The organism is Shigella flexneri 2a str. 301 (assembly GCF_000006925.2).
GTDB lineage: Bacteria > Pseudomonadota > Gammaproteobacteria > Enterobacterales > Enterobacteriaceae > ECMA0423.
The window spans coordinates 2,209,208-2,229,021 of record NC_004337.2 but is presented as its reverse complement, the minus strand read 5'-3'; the positions used below and the strand labels follow the sequence as shown (position 1 = coordinate 2,229,021).

At 50.6% G+C, this 19,814-nt stretch carries 15 protein-coding genes, 2 pseudogenes and 5 other annotated features; of the genes and pseudogenes, 7 read left to right on the top strand and 10 right to left on the bottom strand.

Translation table 11 applies throughout. The features are described from left to right. Positions 1–79: 79 nt before the first annotated feature. Positions 80–748, bottom strand: a complete 669-nt coding sequence (locus SF2201; RefSeq protein ID NP_708019.1) for a hypothetical protein — start codon at positions 746–748, stop codon at positions 80–82. A gap of 56 nt (positions 749–804) precedes the next feature. Here SF2201 and SF2200a point away from each other — a divergent pair, with 56 nt between their 5' ends. Continuing rightward, a complete protein-coding gene (locus tag SF2200a) occupies positions 805–1,074 on the top strand; it encodes a tail fiber assembly protein (RefSeq protein YP_008439265.1) in 270 nt (89 codons plus the stop codon). Between the two features lie 115 nt (positions 1,075–1,189). On the opposite strand, the gene SF2200 is transcribed toward SF2200a, so the two are convergent. Together SF2200 and SF2199 are read right to left on the bottom strand one after the other, a co-directional pair. Then, positions 1,190–1,438, bottom strand: coding sequence for a DNA-damage-inducible protein (locus SF2200; RefSeq protein NP_708018.1), 249 nt, complete (start codon positions 1,436–1,438; stop codon positions 1,190–1,192). Positions 1,439–1,821: 383 nt separating this feature from the next. After that, positions 1,822–3,248, bottom strand: a mobile genetic element. Continuing rightward, positions 1,836–3,181 (bottom strand) — a sequence feature (Similar to Shigella flexneri conserved hypothetical protein ref: NP_085397.1 (448 aa). BLAST with identity of 77% in 448 aa. This CDS contains an in-frame stop codon. The sequence has been checked and is believed to be correct.). Its footprint overlaps the feature before it by 1,346 nt. After that, a pseudogene (locus SF2199) lies at positions 1,836–3,181 on the bottom strand. It lies within the feature at positions 1,822–3,248 and overlaps the preceding feature by 1,346 nt. Positions 3,249–3,388: 140 nt before the next feature. Between SF2199 and yehU the strand changes: the two are divergent. From yehU to insB (SF2194), 5 genes are all read left to right on the top strand, one after another. Next, positions 3,389–5,074, top strand: a complete 1,686-nt coding sequence (yehU, locus tag SF2198) for a 2-component sensor protein (protein ID NP_708017.2) — start codon at positions 3,389–3,391, stop codon at positions 5,072–5,074. After that, on the top strand, positions 5,071–5,790 hold the full coding sequence (gene yehT / locus SF2197) for a two-component response-regulatory protein YehT (RefSeq protein ID NP_708016.2): 720 nt from the start codon (positions 5,071–5,073) through the stop codon (positions 5,788–5,790). The genes yehU and yehT overlap by 4 nt, the downstream gene beginning before the upstream one ends. Continuing rightward, on the top strand, positions 5,780–6,172 hold the full coding sequence (yehS, locus tag SF2196) for a hypothetical protein (RefSeq protein NP_708015.1): 393 nt from the start codon (positions 5,780–5,782) through the stop codon (positions 6,170–6,172). The genes yehT and yehS overlap by 11 nt, the downstream gene beginning before the upstream one ends. Further along, positions 6,151–6,918 (top strand) — a mobile genetic element. Its footprint overlaps the gene before it by 22 nt. Then, positions 6,206–6,481: an insertion element IS1 protein InsA gene (gene insA, locus SF2195; RefSeq protein NP_708014.1), complete on the top strand. Its 276-nt coding sequence runs from the start codon at positions 6,206–6,208 to the stop codon at positions 6,479–6,481. Its footprint overlaps the feature before it by 276 nt. Next, complete coding sequence (insB, locus tag SF2194) at positions 6,508–6,903, top strand: insertion element IS1 protein InsB (RefSeq protein NP_708013.1); 396 nt, start codon at positions 6,508–6,510, stop codon at positions 6,901–6,903. (Lies within the feature at positions 6,151–6,918.) A 205-nt stretch (positions 6,919–7,123) precedes the next feature. Here insB (SF2194) and yehR read toward each other — a convergent pair. Then, on the bottom strand, positions 7,124–7,585 hold the full coding sequence (yehR, locus tag SF2193) for a hypothetical protein (protein ID NP_708012.2): 462 nt from the start codon (positions 7,583–7,585) through the stop codon (positions 7,124–7,126). 35 nt (positions 7,586–7,620) lie between these two features. Beyond that, positions 7,621–8,378, top strand: a mobile genetic element. On the opposite strand from yehR, the gene insB (SF2192) reads away from it, so the two are divergent. Further along, the gene (gene insB, locus SF2192; RefSeq protein NP_708011.1) at positions 7,870–8,343 is read left to right on the top strand and encodes an insertion element IS1 protein InsB; all 474 of its coding nucleotides are present in this window, start codon (positions 7,870–7,872) and stop codon (positions 8,341–8,343) included. Its footprint overlaps the feature before it by 474 nt. A gap of 97 nt (positions 8,379–8,475) precedes the next feature. On the opposite strand, the gene yehQ is transcribed toward insB (SF2192), so the two are convergent. The 6 genes and pseudogenes from yehQ to yehI all read right to left on the bottom strand — a co-directional run bounded on the left by yehQ (position 8,476) and on the right by yehI (position 19,639). After that, on the bottom strand, positions 8,476–10,479 hold the full coding sequence (yehQ, locus tag SF2191; RefSeq protein ID NP_708010.2) for a hypothetical protein: 2,004 nt from the start codon (positions 10,477–10,479) through the stop codon (positions 8,476–8,478). Continuing rightward, positions 10,476–11,612 (bottom strand): hypothetical protein, encoded by a 1,137-nt coding sequence (gene yehP / locus SF2190; protein NP_708009.2) that lies wholly within the window; start codon positions 11,610–11,612, stop codon positions 10,476–10,478. Before yehP ends, yehQ begins: the two co-directional genes overlap by 4 nt. Further along, positions 11,605–13,884, bottom strand: a complete 2,280-nt coding sequence (gene yehM, locus SF2189; RefSeq protein NP_708008.2) for a hypothetical protein — start codon at positions 13,882–13,884, stop codon at positions 11,605–11,607. Before yehM ends, yehP begins: the two co-directional genes overlap by 8 nt. 10 nt (positions 13,885–13,894) lie before the next feature. Continuing rightward, entirely contained in the window at positions 13,895–15,049 is a 1,155-nt protein-coding gene (yehL, locus tag SF2188) for a hypothetical protein (RefSeq protein ID NP_708007.2), read from the bottom strand. A gap of 475 nt (positions 15,050–15,524) precedes the next feature. Continuing rightward, complete coding sequence (locus SF2187; RefSeq protein NP_708006.1) at positions 15,525–15,932, bottom strand: hypothetical protein; 408 nt, start codon at positions 15,930–15,932, stop codon at positions 15,525–15,527. Between the two features lie 60 nt (positions 15,933–15,992). Continuing rightward, positions 15,993–19,639: a sequence feature (Similar to Escherichia coli K12 regulator ref: NP_416621.1 (1210 aa). BLAST with identity of 81% in 1215 aa. This CDS contains an in-frame stop codon. The sequence has been checked and is believed to be correct.), on the bottom strand. Further along, positions 15,993–19,639, bottom strand: a pseudogene (gene yehI, locus SF2186). (Overlaps the previous feature by 3,647 nt.) Positions 19,640–19,814: the final 175 nt, after the last annotated feature.

Below are 19,814 nucleotides of genomic sequence, written 5' to 3'. Positions count from 1 at the left end.
CAATAGAGGTAAAGTCGCAACCCCAAATCGTAAAGGAAACCGTAGCACGTCTTAAGCAAGAACGTGCTGCGGTTGGATGCTATTTTTTCCCTGAAGCGGAAAACATTACTACAGTACCTTGAACCTTGGTTTTAACATTCTCGAAATGCTCTGAGAGTATATGTGTTAAGCCTTCTTCGGAATCTTTTGTGTTTGAAAAGATGCCTTTCTGATTGTAAATGCGCATCAGTTTTTGACCGAAGCTATTGTGCACAACTCCATCGCCAAGAATTGTGGCTCCGTATAGAGTTCCATCATCAGTTAAGGCCTGCGCCGCATTGCGTATTACACAGCTTTTTGTAGATATATTTCCAGGCAGGCAGTGAAGAAGGTAAAACATGGAAATGGAATCAAATTGACCATGTAACGCCGCAGGATAAGGTTCAAAAACATCATGGCTAATTTTATGTTTAATTTTTGATTCCCCAGCCCTTGTAGATGCCGCGTTCAGGCTAGCTTCGTTCAAATCCATTAAAGATATCAGACTACTCTCAGGTACGTGAGTAAGGTAAAACCCAGTTCCAACACCAATATCCAGATGGTTGTTACCTAAATGTTCCAGAAAGTGTGGAAGAAGGTGTTCCTTTGTAGGACATCCCCATGCAAGCCGATTTGATACTCCCAAAACCCACCAGTCATAAAGCTTTAGGGTAAGTGGTGTGTAAATTTTAGCCCCATCATCTGTGTTTTTTTTCATTAATTTCACCATATTATAGTTTTATTTGTGAATTAAATCAATTATGGCGATGAATTACAAGGGGTTAAATGCTGCCGCAGCATAGCGATATTGAAATAGCCTGGTATGCTTCGATACAGCAGGAGCCGAATGGCTGGAAGACCGTCACCACACAGTTCTACATCCAGGGATTCAGTGAGCATATTGCGCCACTTCAGGATGCTGTAGATCTGGAGATCGCAACGGAGGAAGAAAACTCGTTGCTGGAAGCCTGGAAGAAGTATCGGGTGTTGCTGAACCGTGTTGATACATCAACTGCACCTGATATTGAGTGGCCGGAAGAACCAGACACAATGTAAGCGAAAAAGAAAAACCGCAGACACGACGTATGCAGGACGTGCTGCGGTTGGCTGGTAAACTTTCGATAGTGCGAGTATTGAATGATTTCCAGCCGTTACCGATTTTACGTGTTTATTAGTGAACAAACCACTCGTCAGCAGACTCCCAGGTATCTTTCAGAGTCTCCTGAACAAATGTTTTTGCAGAATCCTTATCTGCGGTGCGTGTAACAGAAAGGCCATCGTTGCTGGTGGCTTTTACGATCACCTCTACATCGTCATAACGTTTACTGATGCGTCGGGTTAATTCTTCCTTTAACGCATCCACAGCACCGTTTGGCATTTTAGTGATTTTTTCTTTAGCGATACAGATCTCAACACGCATAACACCCTCCTGTAACTGTAGTTATGTACAGGTGTTATTTTTATCTGTATGGATAACCAGTGTCAATTCCTGATATTGTTTATGGGGCATCAATGGGGCATGTATGGGACACTTTTTATCGGCGAAATTCGTCGAAGTTCGTCGACATGGTAAACGAATCATCTATCCAACCCTTGAAAAACGGCGCTCCTGGACGATCTTCGTCGATTTTTAAAAATGTTGCGTCACGCGCGTAACGTGACAGGATTAATATCACAAAGCAACGCCACTTCACCAATTGTGTAAAGCGCCATCGTCTCACCCTTGCTCGCGAGGTCCCAGTTTAACTTTAGACGCAGTTTTGCGAACCAGGTAGTTTTGCCCGTTTTTTGTGCATCTATAGGGTAATGCCAGTCAGTTAAGCAACTGACTGGCTCTTTTTCGGGGCTGTGGGGTATTTCCAGGGCCTCTCCTTTACCACTCTCGGGAAGGCCCTTCCCCTTCTCGTCGGTAATTTCACAAGTTGTCCCATACTTGCAAGATCGCGCATCAGCTCCGGTATACGTCCCGGTGAAGCGCCCTGCAATGTCATCAGCATTCTCATCACCATTCCGCATGATTCTGAGAAACTCAGTTGATTCGGGCAGTAACCTTTCAGATGTTCCGCCATTTTAATCATCTGATATCTCACCAGATTATAAGCCAGTAAGACACCCCACAGCTCTTGCTTCACAAGCTCCGGCTTTTTACTTCTCAGCGTCAGCCTGCTCAGTTGCATCGTCTGTTTTATCTCCCTGTATCCCAGTTCGATTTCCCAGCGATGACTGTACAGATCCGCCATTTCTCCTCCGGGGAAGCGCATGGCGTCCGTCATCGACGTCAGCAGATGGCAGACTTTTCCTTTGCGCGTCACGGTCAGCAGGCGGGCTGTCACTTCATTTCCCAGTCCCGGCCACTTTTTTCGTGCCTGCGGGCTGGTTTTCAGCTTCACCAGATGATCGCCTTTACCCAGTTTTCTGAGCTCTTCATATTGCGCTCCCTTTCTGAGAGGTATCATCCAGTGGCGGTGTTCTCCCGCCAGGCTCCAGCCATTTAACAGTCCCAGTGAGTAATAACCTTTATCCATTAACGTCAGAGTGTTATCGCCGGTTTGTTCTATAAGTTGCTCAGCAAGCTCATTTTCGCTGTTCTTCATCGTGCCGAAGGCTGCAGCCGTCAGCAGATGGCTGGTCAGTTCCATCTGGCAGACCATTTTGACCTGCGGGTAGAGCGCCGGGTTCCCGGCATGTGTCTGGCGGGGGAAGGCTGCATCGTTCTCTGGTGTATCCGGTGTGCGCCAGAACACACCATCGATGGCCAGCAGGGTCAGGCCGCACCAGTGCGGATGCGGCGTGGCGTTATGCCAGAGCTGCGCTGTTTTCGTGAACACGCGGCGGACAGCCTCACTTCCCAGGCGCTGGCGGGCCTGAATAACGGCACTGGGGCAACGAAGGGGCGATTGCCCGGCAGCATGATGTCCAGGCGATTCACAATCTGGTGAAGAGGTTCTTTACGCTCAAGCGCCATGCCAACAATACACCAGACCATCATTTCGAGGGGAAGACGGCGCTTGCGTAGCGTTACAGTACCTGATTCGGCAAGGCAACGAGAGATGAGTTCGGGGTCGAGGTAATCCCCCAGAGAAGTCAGTGGGTTACGCAGAGAATCGTAACGGGATACCAGATCAAGAGCCTGTCCAATGTGCATAAAAAAATCCGGAAACAAGTGAGCGTTTCCGGATTCTTACACAGCCACTGGATCGGTCAACTGATCCTTAACTGATCGGCATTACATCTATAGGGTGATTTTATTTTTGCCAGGCGATTTTGAGTGATCGTACTCACGAATTCTCATTTTTCTGCAAGAGTTCAAAGAAAGTTAAACGCAGGCAATGTATGTTACGCGTTTTAAAGGGAAGTGTGGTTTGCGGGTATGTACGATTTTAATCTGGTGTTGCTGCTGCTTCAGCAGATGTGCGTTTTTTTAGTCATTGCGTGGTTAATGAGTAAAACGCCATTATTCATACCGTTAATGCAGGTCACGGTTCGTCTGCCGCATAAATTTCTCTGCTACATCGTCTTTTCCATCTTCTGCATCATGGGCACCTGGTTTGGGTTGCACATTGACGATTCTATTGCCAATACCCGTGCGATAGGCGCGGTAATGGGCGGCTTACTCGGCGGTCCGGTCGTCGGTGGGCTGGTTGGTCTGACCGGCGGCTTACATCGATATTCGATGGGGGGCATGACCGCGCTAAGTTGCATGATCTCAACCATCGTTGAAGGATTGCTCGGCGGCCTGGTACACAGCATCCTGATCCGTCGCGGGCGCACTGATAAAGTCTTTAACCCCATTACCGCCGGTGCCGTCACGTTCGTCGCTGAAATGGTGCAAATGCTGATCATCCTTGCGATCGCCCGACCTTATGAAGATGCGGTGCGTCTGGTGAGTAATATTGCTGCGCCAATGATGGTCACCAATACCGTCGGCGCGGCGCTGTTTATGCGTATATTGCTCGATAAACGCGCGATGTTTGAAAAATACACTTCGGCTTTTTCTGCCACTGCGCTGAAAGTGGCAGCCTCGACGGAAGGCATTTTGCGACAGGGGTTTAACGAAGTGAACAGCATGAAAGTGGCTCAGGTACTGTATCAGGAGCTGGATATTGGTGCAGTCGCGATTACCGATCGAGAGAAATTGCTGGCCTTTACCGGAATTGGTGACGACCACCATTTACCCGGCAAACCGATTTCTTCGACTTACACCTTAAAAGCGATTGAAACCGGTGAAGTGGTCTACGCTGATGGCAACGAAGTACCTTATCGTTGCTCTTTGCATCCGCAATGCAAACTGGGGTCGACGCTGGTAATTCCGTTGCGTGGCGAAAATCAGCGCGTGATGGGCACCATCAAATTGTATGAAGCCAAAAACCGGTTATTCAGTTCAATAAACCGCACGCTGGGCGAGGGGATTGCGCAACTGCTTTCGGCGCAGATTCTTGCAGGGCAATATGAGCGGCAAAAAGCGATGCTCACCCAGTCAGAAATCAAACTGCTTCACGCCCAGGTGAATCCTCATTTTTTGTTTAATGCGCTTAACACCATTAAAGCGGTGATCCGCCGCGACAGCGAACAGGCCAGCCAGCTGGTGCAGTATCTTTCCACTTTTTTCCGCAAAAACTTAAAGCGGCCTTCGGAGTTTGTTACTCTCGCCGACGAAATTGAACATGTGAACGCTTATCTGCAAATTGAAAAGGCGCGCTTCCAGTCGCGGTTGCAGGTCAACATTGCTATTCCGCAAGAATTATCCCAGCAGCAATTGCCCGCGTTTACCCTGCAACCGATAGTGGAAAACGCCATTAAACATGGGACATCACAACTGCTGGATACAGGGCGAGTGGCAATCAGCGCCCGACGTGAGGGGCAACATTTGATGCTGGAGATCGAAGACAATGCCGGTTTGTATCAACCGGTAACCAATGCCAGTGGGCTGGGGATGAATCTGGTGGATAAGCGTTTACGTGAACGGTTTGGCGATGACTATGGAATAAGCGTCGCCTGTGAGCCTGATAGTTACACCCGAATAACGTTACGACTACCATGGAGGGACGAGGCATGATTAAAGTCTTAATTGTCGATGATGAACCGTTAGCACGGGAGAACCTGCGTATATTTTTGCAGGAGCAGAGCGATATTGAAATCGTTGGAGAGTGTTCAAACGCCGTGGAAGGGATCGGCGCGGTGCATAAACTGCGCCCGGATGTGCTGTTTCTCGATATCCAGATGCCGCGCATCAGTGGTCTGGAAATGGTGGGGATGCTTGACCCGGAACATCGCCCGTATATTGTTTTTCTCACTGCGTTTGACGAATACGCTATTAAAGCCTTTGAAGAACATGCCTTTGATTATCTGCTGAAGCCAATTGATGAAGCGCGACTGGAGAAAACGCTGGCGCGATTGCGTCAGGAGCGCAGCAAGCAGGATGTTTCGCTGTTACCGGAAAATCAACAGGCGCTGAAATTTATCCCTTGTACGGGGCATAGTCGGATTTATTTGCTGCAAATGAAAGATGTGGCATTTGTCAGCAGTCGGATGAGCGGTGTCTACGTTACCAGCCACGAAGGGAAAGAGGGCTTTACCGAATTGACATTACGTACCTTGGAAAGTCGTACACCACTACTGCGCTGCCATCGTCAGTATCTGGTTAACCTCGCGCATTTACAGGAGATTCGTCTGGAAGATAACGGCCAGGCCGAGTTGATTTTGCGTAATGGCTTAACCGTGCCGGTCAGCCGCCGTTATCTGAAAAGCTTAAAAGAGGCGATTGGCCTGTAAAAGACTGCTAAAATGGCTTTTTGCCTCATCAACACCTGAAGGCCTCATGATAAGTAACGATATTCTGCGCAGCGTGCGCTACATTTTGAAAGCCAATAATAATGACCTGGTGCGTATTCTGGCGCTGGATAATGTCGAAGCCACCGCGGAACAGATCGCCGTCTGGCTACGTAAAGAAGACGAAGAGGGTTTTCAGCGTTGTCCGGACATTGTTTTGTCGTCATTCCTCAATGGCCTGATTTATGAAAAACGCGGCAAGGATGAGTCTGCTCCGGCACTGGAGCCGGAACGTCGCATTAATAACAACATCGTGCTGAAAAAATTACGCATCGCGTTTTCGCTGAAAACCGATGACATTCTGGTAATGCTGCCAACTTACTGATTTAGTGTATGATGGTGATTTTAAGGTGCTTGCGTGGCTTCCATTTCCATCAGATGTCCTTCCTGCTCCGCTACTGAAGGCGTGGTGCGTAACGGCAAAAGCACTGCCGGACATCAGCGCTATCTCTGCTCTCATTGCCGTAAAACATGGCAACTACAGTTCACTTACACCGCCTCTCAGCCCGGTACGCACCAGAAAATCATTGATATGGCCATGAATGGCGTCGGATGTCGCGCCAGTGCACGCATTATGGGCGTTGGCCTCAACACGGTTTTACGTCACTTAAAAAACTCAGGCCGCAGTCGGTAACCTCGCGCATACAACCGGGCAGTGATGTGATTGTCTGCGCTGAAATGGACGAACATTGGGGCTACGTCGGTGCTAAATCACGTCAGCGCTGGCTGTTTTACGCGTATGACAGGATACGGAGGACGGTTGTGGCGCACGTCTTCGGTGAACGCACTCTGGCCACACTGGAGCGTCTTCTGAGCCTGCTGTCGGCCTTTGAGGTCGTGGTATGGATGACGGATGGCTGGCCGCTGTATGAATCACGCCTGAAGGGAAAGCTGCACGTTATCAGCAAGCGTTACACTCAGCGCATTGAGCGACATAATCTGAATCTGAGACAACATCTGGCAAGGCTGGTACGGAAGTCACTGTCGTTCTCAAAATCGGTGGAGCTGCATGACAAGGTCATCGGGCATTATCTGAACATAAAACACTATCAGTAAGTTGGAGTCATTACCGACATTCTGGCTATCCTCACCGAACAGCAGTTCCGCGTTTCGATGCCGGAAATTACAGCGATGATGCGCGCACCGGATCATAAAAACTTCCGCGAATGCGGCGATCAATTTTTACGTTATTTTCTGCGTGGACTGGCAGCGCGCCAGCATGTGAAGAAAAGCTAAGACGGGTATGGCGGCCATGCGAAACATGGCCGCCGACAGATTATTTCACTTCTTTAAAACCAGCGGCTTTCATCACCAGTTCCATTTGCGCCATAGTGATACCTTTTTTGGCATCTTCAGCAGAAACGTTGATTCCTGAAATACCCTGCAGGGCTTTAAAATCCACTTTTTCCATATCGATAGTCACGTTTTCCTGCGCGTAGGTATCGGTATAGGTTGATTTTTCTTCAACACCCGCGATGTTTTTGTATTTGGCGCTTAACGGCTCAAGTGTCTTGGCAGCATCTTCTTTGGTGGTTGCACCAATGGAGGCAAATTGAATTTTGGTTTCAGAAGATTGCTTAAGCACCTTGTCACCTTTGTAGACATAGGTAATGGCAATTTCAGTGCCGTTCAGATTGGCGCTGAATTTCTTCGATTCTTCTTTGTCACCGCAGCCAGCAAGAGAGAAAACCAGAACAGATGCAACAACGAGGGAAAACAGCTTATTGAAAGCCTTCATGTAAAACTCCATTTTATTTAATCAAGAAACTGGTGGGTAATGCTGCCAACTTACTGATTTAGTGTATGATGGTGATTTTAAGGTGCTTGCGTGGCTTCCATTTCCATCAGATGTCCTTCCTGCTCCGCTACTGAAGGCGTGGTGCGTAACGGCAAAAGCACTGCCGGACATCAGCGCTATCTCTGCTCTCATTGCCGTAAAACATGGCAACTACAGTTCACTTACACCGCCTCTCAGCCCGGTACGCACCAGAAAATCATTGATATGGCCATGAATGGCGTCGGATGTCGCGCCAGTGCACGCATTATGGGCGTTGGCCTCAACACGGTTTTACGTCACTTAAAAAACTCACGCCGCAGTCGGTAACCTCGCGCATACAACCGGGCACTGATGTGATTGTCTGCGCTGAAATGGACGAACATTGGGGCTATTTTTGTGCTAAAAAACGTCAGCGCTGGCTGGTTGACACCTATGACAAGATACGGAGGACGGATGTGGACCACGTTTTCGGTGAACGCACTCTGGCCACACTGGAGCGTCTTCTGAGCCTGCTGTCGGCCTTTGAGGTCGCGGTATGGATGACGGATGGTTGGCCGCTGTATGAATCACGCCTGAAGGGAAAGCTGCACGTTATCAGCAAGCGTTACACTCAGCGCATTGAGCGACATAATCTGAATCTGAGACAACATTTGGCAAGGCTGGTACGGAAGTCACTGTCGTTCTCAAAATCGGTGGAGCTGCATTCGGGCATTATCTGAACATAAAACACTATCAGTAAGTTGGAGTCATTACCAACTGGTGACTCTCACCAGGGGCTATATAGGATATGCCTAATACCGTGGCGTGAGCAGTCCGGAACTGGAGTAGAACTCTTAGTAAAAAGCACTATTTCATCCTTGTTGCTGAAGCATGGGGAATAATTGTTCGCAAAGCAAAACACCGTTATTCATTGCTTCTACCCGTGCCTCGCTTTCTGTATTACGAAATTGTGCCAACACATGTGCCAGCCGATAAAAACCCACCGCGGTGAGGTCATTCGCCAGCAACTCTGCCTGATTAATAGCGCTCTGTTCCTGATAGCGCCAGCCGTTATGGAGCAGTTGAATAAGTAACGCCTGGCAGCGCATCAGCAACTGATGAGCAGTAGACGGCACAGGCAGAACGCTGGCAGAAGGTAGTGATACCACCACAGGCGCAGTTTCTGCGTCCAGCGCCCAGGCACGAGTCTTTGTCATCATTACCTGTGGTTCCAGTGTCAATTGCCCATCAACAAAACTGACAAAGCCAGAAACCAGACACACGGGGTCGTCTGTTTGTTGCAAAAGCGCCGCCATGCGTTCAATGGCATAAGGCGCGCTGGCTGAGGCTGGCAGTGATAACGTCAGCAGATTATCTTCACCTTCGCCGCTGATTACCTGCGCATCCAGCGTCTGGCGGCTGCTATCCCAACCGAGCGAAATACACTCAGCGACCGGCAGAATAAATAAGTTATCGACCTGATTAAGAGGCCGTATGCAGGCGGGGGGACGCTGGCGTAAATATTCCCGCAAAGCCACAATGCCCGGCTGGCGTAACGGCGCGCTCAACATTTGCCAGGCATCAGGCGACAGCGGTACAACGCTGCTTAAGCGGTTGCGGGTAGCTAACAGCAGCTCGCCATCGGCACTGCGTTTTGCTGCTTGTGAAACAATTTGCCCACCCGCCAGTGCGCCAGCCTGAAAACTAAACAGCCGACGCGTAGCTGCCGGTGAGTCTTCCTGTTCACTTCGCGGCCAACTGCGCGAAAGGTGCAAAATACTGCCGGTGTCGGGATCGGTAAACCAGATGCGTAAACCATAATGCTCAATATCCTGCCAGCAACGCATACCTAAAGACACCAGCCGCAGATGATCAAGCTTTGCTTCTCCGGCAATGCCAGAGCCAACGACCGTGCGCCACGGCACAGGAGGAACTTCACCAACACTGTCGCTCCGGGCCATCTCTTGTGCGCAATTTAATCGACTGTTTAATGCCGCAAGCTGACGTAAGCATTCTCCGGCATGATAGTGGCTGGCGCGGGCGTGGAAGGCATCAACGCTGGCGCGCAGTTGCCGTAGCGATTCACTCACCCATCGCCAGCTGCAGCGTTCCGCTGCTTGCTGCGCGCGGCTGAAAGCGGCCTCGTAGTGAATAAGCGGCTGGCTGATGCCGCTCAGCCATAATGCCTGGCTTAGTTGTTGAACATATTGACGACACGTTTTGCCTTCTTCGCTGGCAAACGGATCGTCAGATGATGTGACGTGTTCGCTGCGCATCTGCCAGATTAAATGAGTCAATTCCGCTTGCTGCGCTTTTGCCTGGACAAAGGCCTGTACTGCCAGTACGACATGTTCGCAAAGTGTGCCTTCAATACAATCACAACGGGCGAAACGAATACTGCTGCGGGAATAAAAACGCACATCGCTCATCGGTAAGCGGGCAGAGGGAATTTCACCCGGCGCACAGAACAACTCAATGGTGATGCTTTTAGCGACCAGCGCCTGTGCGCGTTTGCGGGTGGCATCGGGAAGGGTAGCCAGTTCTTCCAGCCAGATTGCCGGATCCCATTCCTCTTCTTTTCCCGTAGGCTGGGCGGTAGCACAAAGTCGTTGATAACTTAACACCAGCATCACGCGATGACGGCACATGCCGCTGGCCCCATAGGTGCACTGAGCCTCTTTCAGTGCCTGGCCGTTCGCCAGCTGGGTACGGACACCGTCACTGAAGGTGGCGATTAAAGCGCTGTTCTCATGGCTGATTTCCGGGACGTTGCCATTTTCCAGTTCCTTAAGGCTGCGCTTAACAAAACCGGCATTGCTTAACGCCGTCAGTGCCTGCGGTGTCAGTTCTAATAATTCCGGACGTAGTGAATTCATGACTGAAGATTCTCCGCAAGCCATGATGCCAGCTCGCCCGGTGTCATGGCGGCTATTTGTGCGCCGACATTAACCAGCGCCTGGGCCGTATCGCGGTCATAGCAAGGTGTTGCTGTGCTATCGAGCGCTGCCAGTCCCAGCACTTTGATGCCGCTCTGGACACACTTTTTCACTTGGTGCGTCAGCAATGATGATGAACCCCCTTCATAAAAATCGCTCACGAGGATAATGACGCTTTTTGCAGGTTGTTCAATAAGTTGCCGACCATACTCCATGGCACTGGCGATATTGGTTCCGCCGCCTAATTGCACTTTCATTAATAACTCTACCGGATCGGCAACGTCTGCCGTGAGATCAACGACGCTTGTGTCAAACGCCACCAGATGGGTACGAATGCCGGGTAACTGCCATAAACAGGCCGCCATCACCGCAGAGTGGATCACCGAATCGACCATCGATCCGCTTTGATCAACCAGTAAGACCAGTTGCCATTGCTCGCTTTGGCGTTTAATGCGGCTGTTAAAGCGGGGGAATTCGATATACAACTTGCCGTGTTGCGGGTGCCAGTGTTGCAGGTTGGCGCGCAGAGTACTTTTGAAATCAAAGTTTCGCGCCAGTGGAATAAATGAGCGGCGACGACGATCGCGGACACCAGAAAAAGCCTGACGAACTTCCTTTGCCAGTCGCGCCATAATTTCTTCCACAACCTGGCGCACAATCCTGCGGGCGGCAGCCAGTACTTCGGGGTTCATCAGATGTTTGGTGTGCAAAACGGCGCGTAGCAGGCTTTCGGAAGGCTGCATACGTTCCAGCACGTCGAGATTTGTCACCACATCTTCAATGCCGTAGCGCAGTACGGCATCGCTTTCCAGCCGCTCAATCACCTGTTGCGGAAACAGCGTGTGAATACTGTTGATCCACTCAGGAGTGGTGAGATTTGAGCCACCTAATCCACTAGAGCGTTCACCACGCTGGAGCCGTTCAGGATCGCGCCCATACAGCCACTCCAGCGCGTGATCTATCTGCCGGGCGTTGTCATCCAGCCCACAAAGCGTCGTTTCTGCCGCTTCGCCAAGAATTAATCGCCAGCGTTGTAGCTCACGGGTGGTCAGAAGATCGTTCAGTTCAGACATGGAAAACTCCCCAGTGTTGCAGCGATGCCAGTGCCTGCTGTTCGAGTTGTTGATGATGTGCAATGGCTTGCGGTGGACAATGCAACGGCATTTGCAGTGCCGAAACGGGAAGTTGCGCCAGTTGATAATGCTCAAGCACCTGATGCGCCAGCGTCCCGCGTTCTCGTGGCGGTAGCCAGGCCATTGCCGCGCGTAAATCGGGCAGGGCATTGGTAAAATCGGCATCACTTAGTTGATTTAAATGACTGCTGAAACCGGCGATAAATGCCGGCTGACAGGCCAGTTGATGACGGGCTAATGCCAGCAAACCGTGCAGCGCCTCGCCGGATTGTGCCGGGGATAACTGCGCCAGCATCGTCAGCGCCGCTTCGGCACTAGCGTTGGGATGTTCCAGACGCATCAGCGCACCAAGAGTCGCGCCGCGATCCAGTGCCAGGACATGAATCGCCTGACTGTGTCGCTCCAGCAAGGCTACCGCCGCAGAAAGCGAAACGCCGGGGAGTTGCACACCGCTATGTAGATCGCGCAGGATATGACACAACGCTTGCCAGCTATGCAAGTGAGCGTGAAACTCCTTTTCATCCGGTCTGCCGTTGGATTCACACAGCCACAGCGTGCGATCGATAGCCGCGCATAACGTCGTTTGTAATATCTGCGCGCCTTGCATACCGCTAATTTCATCCAGCCGCCATAAGGCATATAGCACTTCCAGCGCCTGGCCCATTTCGGCAAATTGATTTTCCTGGGCGATTAATAATGTGAGTTGCTCCAGTAATTGTTGACTGAAGGACGCCAGACCCGCTGACGCCGCTTGGCTAAGACATGTGGTAATGCTGCCGATTCCACCCGCGTCCAGCATATCGGCTTCTAATTTATGGCGTGCGGCTTCCAGGAGTGTGGCACCAAAGCAGGCGGCCTCAATCAATGCCGCATGCTGGCTAAGCGGGCGGGTTAATTTCCAGCGTTCTTCACCGTTGCCTGCAAGTGTCAGTGTGCTTCCCTGCTGGCGTACAATCCCTGGGATCTCCAGTATTGCCAGCCGATGTAACACCTGACTTTGCGCTAGTCCATTGGGGTTAAAGCGATTTAAGGTAAGCTCCGCCGGAAGAGAGATTGCGGTACGTTCCAGTTCGCAAGTGACATCTTTTGGCAGAGGCGGTTGTGGCGTAGAAGGGGCAAGTTTACCGAATCCGTCACCCGCTAATGTGTCTATCAACGTTAGCAGAATCGGATCGGTATCGGGATGAATAACGCCGCGATAGCTCCACGGCAACGGCGCATTCAGGGCTTCTTTAATCAGCGATCCTGCTATGGCATCCAGCCAGTCAGTGCGTAACGGTAGTGTATGACCGCGCAACTGTGCCAGTGCCATCGCATGCAGATGAGCGGCAGCCATATCCGCGGTCGAAGCAGGCAACTTGTGCTGGCGCAAACGGGTGAGAACCGTTTTTAGCAGTTGTTCTCCCGCCTGCTGTAAGCCCCACTGCCAGCACCAGTTTTGCCAGACCGGGGCAGGCATTCCTGAAAGGTATCCTGCCAGCACATCAAGGCGCTTTTCACTGTAGGGGGTGAGATAACAACCTGTAACGGCATCTGCCAGCGACGGCAATTCTGGCGTGTTAATTACCTGCGGACATTCGCGCCACATTTTTGCCAGTGCCGGAGCGTGCCAGCCACCGCAGACAACTAACACGTCGCCATTATTTTGCTGCATCGCCCATCCAATCCAGCGGGCCATAAAGGCTTCGCGCTGACGATTTAGAGCATCGCCGGGGGAGTCGCCCCGCAGTTGGGCAAAATAGTGCGCCAGTGCAGAGGGTAATGCAGTTTGCTGGCTTTCATCTTCGAACAAGTGATCCCACAGGGTGTCGCTGTTATCCATGCGGGTGGCACGCAGCAGCAAGGTCTGGCTTTCCTCTTGCGTATCAGGCGAATCGTCCTCTTCTTCACTCTGCGCCCAGCAAGGCAAATCGATGAAGTAAGTTTGTGCCTGAATACGACGATCGGCTTGTAGCGCCTGCCACTCCGGCGAAAATTCAGCAAATGGCGTCCAGGCACCACGCCCGGGGGCTGCACCGTCCTGATACTGGCAATAACTGTAAATAGCTACCGGAAGCTGGTGGGCTAAAAACAGTTCGTCTACCCGGTCATTAAAATCAGCAGGGCCTTCAATCAACACGTATCGTGGCCGCTGGCTTTCGATTAACGATTTCACCAGCCGGGCGCAGGCCGGACTATGATGCCGGATGCCGACAATTAACGGCTCGCTCATGCATCTTTCCTCACGGCAGGCGGTGGCGGGCTTGATAATAAGCCTGCCAGTGAGCTTCTTTATGTGTGGCGACACGCTGTTCGAAGTAACGGCGCAGACGAGCGCGATCTTCTTCGTTATCTTTGACGATGGTTCCGGCAATGCAGTCCACCAGGTCGGCTGGCTCACCTGCGCGATTCGCTAAAAACCAGGCGCGGACGCCTACGGCGTGGGCCACGTTCACGGCTTCAGCGGTGGACATAATCGCTGTTAGTGTATCCATTGACGTTTTCTTTTCGCCGTTGGCACGCAGATCGCGGAAGGTGCGGACCAGTAACTCCAGTACCGCGTCAGGCACTTTATGCGGAATACCGCTATGGGCCAGCAAACGCGCCGAAGCACTGGCGACAAGCTCCAGCTCCTGGGCGAAATCCATAATCGGAAAGACAGTTTCAAAATCGAAGCGACGCTTTAGCGCAGCACTCATTTCATTGACGCCGCGATCGCGGGTATTGGCAGTGGCAATAATATTAAAGCCTTCTCGCGCATAGAGCTGACTGGCTTCACCAGTGAGTTCCGGCACCGTCATCACCCTGTCAGAAAGCATACCTAACAGACAGTCTTGCACTTCCAGCGGTGTACGCGTTATCTCTTCAAAACGGACGATTTTGCCGTCGCGCATTCCCTGGTAAAGCGGGGCAGGGACCAGCGCTTCCGTTGATGGACCATGATTGATAAGCAGGGCGTAGTTCCAGCCGTACTTGATTTGATCTTCGGTAGTAGATGCGCCGCCCTGGATGGTTAACCCGGCATCGCCGCTAATAGAGGTTGCCAGTAATTCAGACAGGAGAGATTTTGCGGTGCCAGGTTCCCCCACCAACATCAAACCGCGTCCGGTGGCAAGAGTGACTAACATACGTTCGACAGCGGAGGGACTAATCACCACTTTACGGCTAATATTTTGCGCGCTATCGCCAAGGATAAAAGCACGGGCCGCAGGCAAACTTAACTGCCAACCGGGCGGGCAAGGTGCGTTATCATTTTGTTTTAATTTTGCCAGTTCATCGGCGTATAACACAGCAGCAGGCGGACGCTGCAGATGATTATTCTGCGGTGACATATATTCATCCCTGAAATGTATTAATGAAATAAACGATATTTTACGCGCAATAAATGTTTGGCGCATTAGTTGTTTGAGCGAAAAATATCTGGAAAGCAGATCACAGTAAATAAAAAAAACTGCTGGTGAGGCAGGTTCTTTTATTTACTATTTTCAGGCCTAACACCACTGCCTGTGCAACATCGTGTTCCAACGAACGAATTATAACCACCTCTGGACAGTGTTGCAATTAAGATAATGAGATTTATAATCCTGACTGTTGGGAAGTTGCGCCGGATCGAACCTATTTCAAGTCCTGGCTACCGGACGGGTGGTGCCGCAGGTAGTGCTCTGATCCGGAGTGCAACATGGCGACTCAACAAACGTAAACCAGTATCGACAGGCAGTGTAAGGGTAAGGTGCTGGTGTTGTGCTCCTTAATAAGGAGAGCGGATGGACACGCTGACACAAAAGTTAACCGTGCTCATTGCTGTACTGGAGCTATTAGTGGCTCTGTTACGGTTGATTGATTTGTTGAAGTAACGGGCAAATTGAAACGCATCTAAGGGGGAATACCGTTCCCCCCTTTAATAAAGCTATACTCGTCATACTTCAAGTTGCATGTGCTGCGACTTGAATTATCTAGAGTATATAATTCTATTTGTTGGTTGAATATATTCTGTAGTTTACAATTAAAAATTACTATTACAGGTTCAGGTGATTCGCCTCGTAATTTTTGCTCATCAATAAACTCATCTCTTATATAAATCAACGCATCATTTATTAGCGGGTCAACATCCTCTCGATCACGTTGATGAAATGTTGGACGTAGCCGGAACCGTTCCAGTCGGTAGACGGAACCTGTAAATAATTCAGAGCATTTATGGATCTCAAGTCTGAAGGAAAACGGATCTTCAGGTACAGGGACCTCATAATCGTAAATAGCAACCAGCTCTTTTTGCACGATCATCGCTTTCCCCGCTGGTAAGTCGTGTAGATAACGGGCAGTCGCATCACTGCCCGCTTTGTTTTAATGGAAAATGACGTCAGGTGCGCTTAACGCCTCACTCAAATCAAACACATCAAGTTCGGCAAAAGTGACGGATTTATTGTCACGGTACACTCGAAGAGAACGGAAGCTCATTAGCGCTTTGCTATCAACATTGTAGTGGTTAAAACCGGGTGAAAACTTAAGGACCAGCCGGTACTCACCCAGGTCATAGACAAATGCGTCCTCATAACCTGACTCCCAGCCTTTGTATCGCATTCCCATAAGTTGCCCAACGGTAGCGGATTTACCTTCCCAGCGAGTCAGGCTGTTACTGGTTGACTCGTCAGGTGTGAGCAGCACCGTGCGGCGCGACAACTGGCGAAAAGGCGGCATAATTTCGTAATCGGCAAAAAGCTGTGCAAATTCACTGCGCATTTCTGCTGTCATTTCTAACGGGTGGGCAATGCCAATCAGAGCGTCCGCAGGCAGGTCAATTGGCTCATCTTGCGCATTGCAGAACTCCCCCTCTGCGGCCACACGAAAGGCGTTGAGTAAACGACGCGGTTCATTTGCCGGATAACCCCCCATATTAATCGCTGGGTAACCAGACGGGTAAAGGGATGATTAACAAACAGAGAATGAAAATCTGCCAGCGACCAGCGTCGGGTGGTACGTAGGGCAGCTTCAAGACGCGGGAGCAGGTTTTTGCTCACCTGAGTAGCATCTTTTTTTAACCCTTTTAGTCGGGCCAGTGCCTCGGGCGCTTTCAGTTGATCGTCATCGGCGCGCAACCGGGGAACACTTTTCTGGCGAACGTTTTGCTGATCAAAGATAACCGGGTTGAGGTTTTCATCGAAGCGAACGGTAAACTGCCGGGGACCAAAATCAAAACTCAACGCCTGCGGATCATTAAGGCCCAGTGTTGGGACTAATCTGTCCGCTAACTCTTCCTGGCTTAGCCCGCGATTTTCTGCGACTACCTGAAGAAATTCCGCCGCGTTATCACGTAAGGGGCGGGATTTCGCCCGTTGCGATATATGATGCAGCTGCATCAGCGCCATATCATTATTCATCAGGGTAAGGATGTTCATGCCACTGACCGCACGGGCAGATTTGCCTTCTTGTGGCCAGGCGAGGATATGTGTCGTTAGATCCCGTGCCGTGCTTTCGTCACCAAAGAGACTTAACGCCAGAAATGCCCAGTTGTCTTTTGCGGGGGCACCAGCTTGTTGCCACGCAGTGAAGAGATCCCAGGCAAAAGCTGCCAGCGTTTGTGGCTGGCAGAACGTTTTCAGTTGTTCCAGCCCGCTATAAAAACGTCCCCCCTGGGTAAAGCGCAGCATTTCGCCGATAATTTCCAGAGCGTCATCGGTAACAGGTTGATTATTAGTGATAAGGCGCGGCCTGGACCACATTTGCGGATGCCAGAAATCAGGGGCTTTTGGAATGCGTGCCGGGTAAATCTCTATTGGACTCTGTTTAAGTAATTGTTCCAGGGCAGGCCATAGATCTGTACGCTGCCAACGATTGGCTACAGTTTGTAGCCATTCGCCATGCCCATGTTCGTAAAGTAAACGCAGGGCAAGTAATGCAGCTTCGCTTTTATCGCTAGATTTGGTGAAGACAAGAGGGATAAGTGCAGTAGCCGTATGTTCCGGCCATTGTAAAATCCACTGGCGAGCCAGATTACGCTGGCCCGCAAAAAGGTGCCAGACGCGGGCAATGGGCAGGGCCAGTTCTGTTGCGCCGAAATGAATCAGCAGCGGAAATATCTCTTTTGGATGTCGGGCAAAGGCGGTGTTTAATCCAGGCAAAGCATCGGTACCCAGCACACTTAACAAATATTCCACCCCGGTGTAATGAAAATCAGCCTCGACAATTTGTTGCCAGCACGATACCGCCATTTCGCGCGGCATCTGCGCGATAAGGTACAGATTCCAAATCCCCCAACGCTGTTCATTACCATAGTAAAATCCGTGCTGAAAAGTTCGCCACCCTCCCATCAACGCAATGCTATCTTGTGCCAGTAATGCATTGGTGGCGTCTTCCCGGTACTGTTTAGATTTGGCCTGATGCGCGTGATAAGTACGCAATAGTCCTATTGATGTGTATTCTTGCAGTTGCTGAGCATCAAAGGCATCCAACTGTCCATTAAGAAGACGCTTATTAAATTCCAGGCTATGAACGTCAAAACCTAATTCCCGCAAGAAGATATCCGCTCCTCTCGTAGCAAGACGTTCGTCAAAAGACATGGCGCTAAAATGGTCAATTGCAGTTTGCTGTTCCGGCGTCCAGTGTTTATTCGGCGACCTGTACGTTTGCGGTGCAAGCGTAAGATCAGGCAGCGAAAAGTGACGTATGGAAGTCTTTTTCTTTCTCCCACGCCATGGTGGTGAAACGAGGATTTCAGGCATTTGGCTGTTATCGGTGCTATCAATAACTGGTTTGGGCGGTGCCGATAAATAACTATTCAGCACTGCCCGGGCTTGAGTACTTAACCACGGCATCACTTCTGCTGCCAGTTGTGGCTGCGATGCCATCAGCGTTTGTAACAGCGTACGCCAGTATTCATCTCGAGCTTTTTGCTGTGCAGGCAGCTTTTTGTCTTCGATGATTGGATAACCTGGGCGGGCTGGTGGTTCTTTTAACGCCAGCAGTTCTGCCAGTGCGGCGAGTGTCGCATGGGGGAAGTTTTTACTGTATTTAGCCACACGTTGCAGGCTGGGTTTGTTTTTATCAGCAACTAACAGCAAGGTGCGGATGACTTGCGGATGGTTAATTTGTACCAGCAGACTGCCGCAATCTTCTTTATGGGCATATATCGCGAGGCGCGGAACGACTGCCAGTCCTTGTTCGCGCAAAAGGGCAGCGCAGGCCGCGTAGCCGAAGTGGTTTTCATGCGACATGTAGCTGGCTTCTCGATCGCTAAATATATCCTGGCTCCAGTAGCGTTCGAGTTTTCTCACCGCTTTGGGGTCAGTAGCAACAACTTTTAACCACTCCTTAGAATGAAAATGAGTCCGCGGGCATTCAAGGCTTACCAACTCATTGGCGATTTCTGGTTTTTCGGGGAGGATCAGCGCAATAAAAGGGCGGCGAACTTTGGTTATTCCTGGCAGTGCGGCAATGAGTTTGTCGGCGCAACGCTGCCAGCAGCTTTCCTCTGCCAGAGAGAGGTGTTTACGCAGTCGGAGATCGAATTCGTTATAGGTTTCTGAGCGATAACCATAGCCATAGTCCTCGTTCTGATACTGCAATGTGACTACCAGAGGATCACTCTCATAACACCGTGCAATAAACTGGCGTGCAATCACCACCTCAGTCGCATATTCCAGCCCCTCTTGTTGGACGATTTCGTCGAGCAACTGTTGGTTGTCATTTTGCGCGATAAAGGCTAGTGCCGCCATTGTGCGGGCCGGGACTGAGGGTTTGTGTTCGCCGATCAAGTTGATGGCCTGCGTAATGGCGGACTGCCACTCCGGTGAAAAATTTTCATAACGCCAGACAATGTTTTTTTTCTTCTCAGCTTTTTGTAGCAATTCATCACCCAGTGTCTGAATGATGCTTTCAGTGATAACAGGCACTGGTTCGCCCGGCCAATTGCGATGACTGAGTGGTGTTTTGCCTTTTTTATATTTCAGTTCCAGTTGGGCGTTATCCGCCAGCCACGGTAATTCCTTGTCCATGCTCTTTCCTTATTCAAACAGGGCTTCAATATCGTTAATTAGCTCGCTGGCGGTGATGGCATCGAGTACGGAGAACTGCGCTTCCTGTGTTGAATTACTCCCCCAGCCATAGCTTTCCGCTTTGCCTTCCCATAGCCACAGCTTGCTTAAGAGCTGCTCAGCGCTAAGTTCGGCT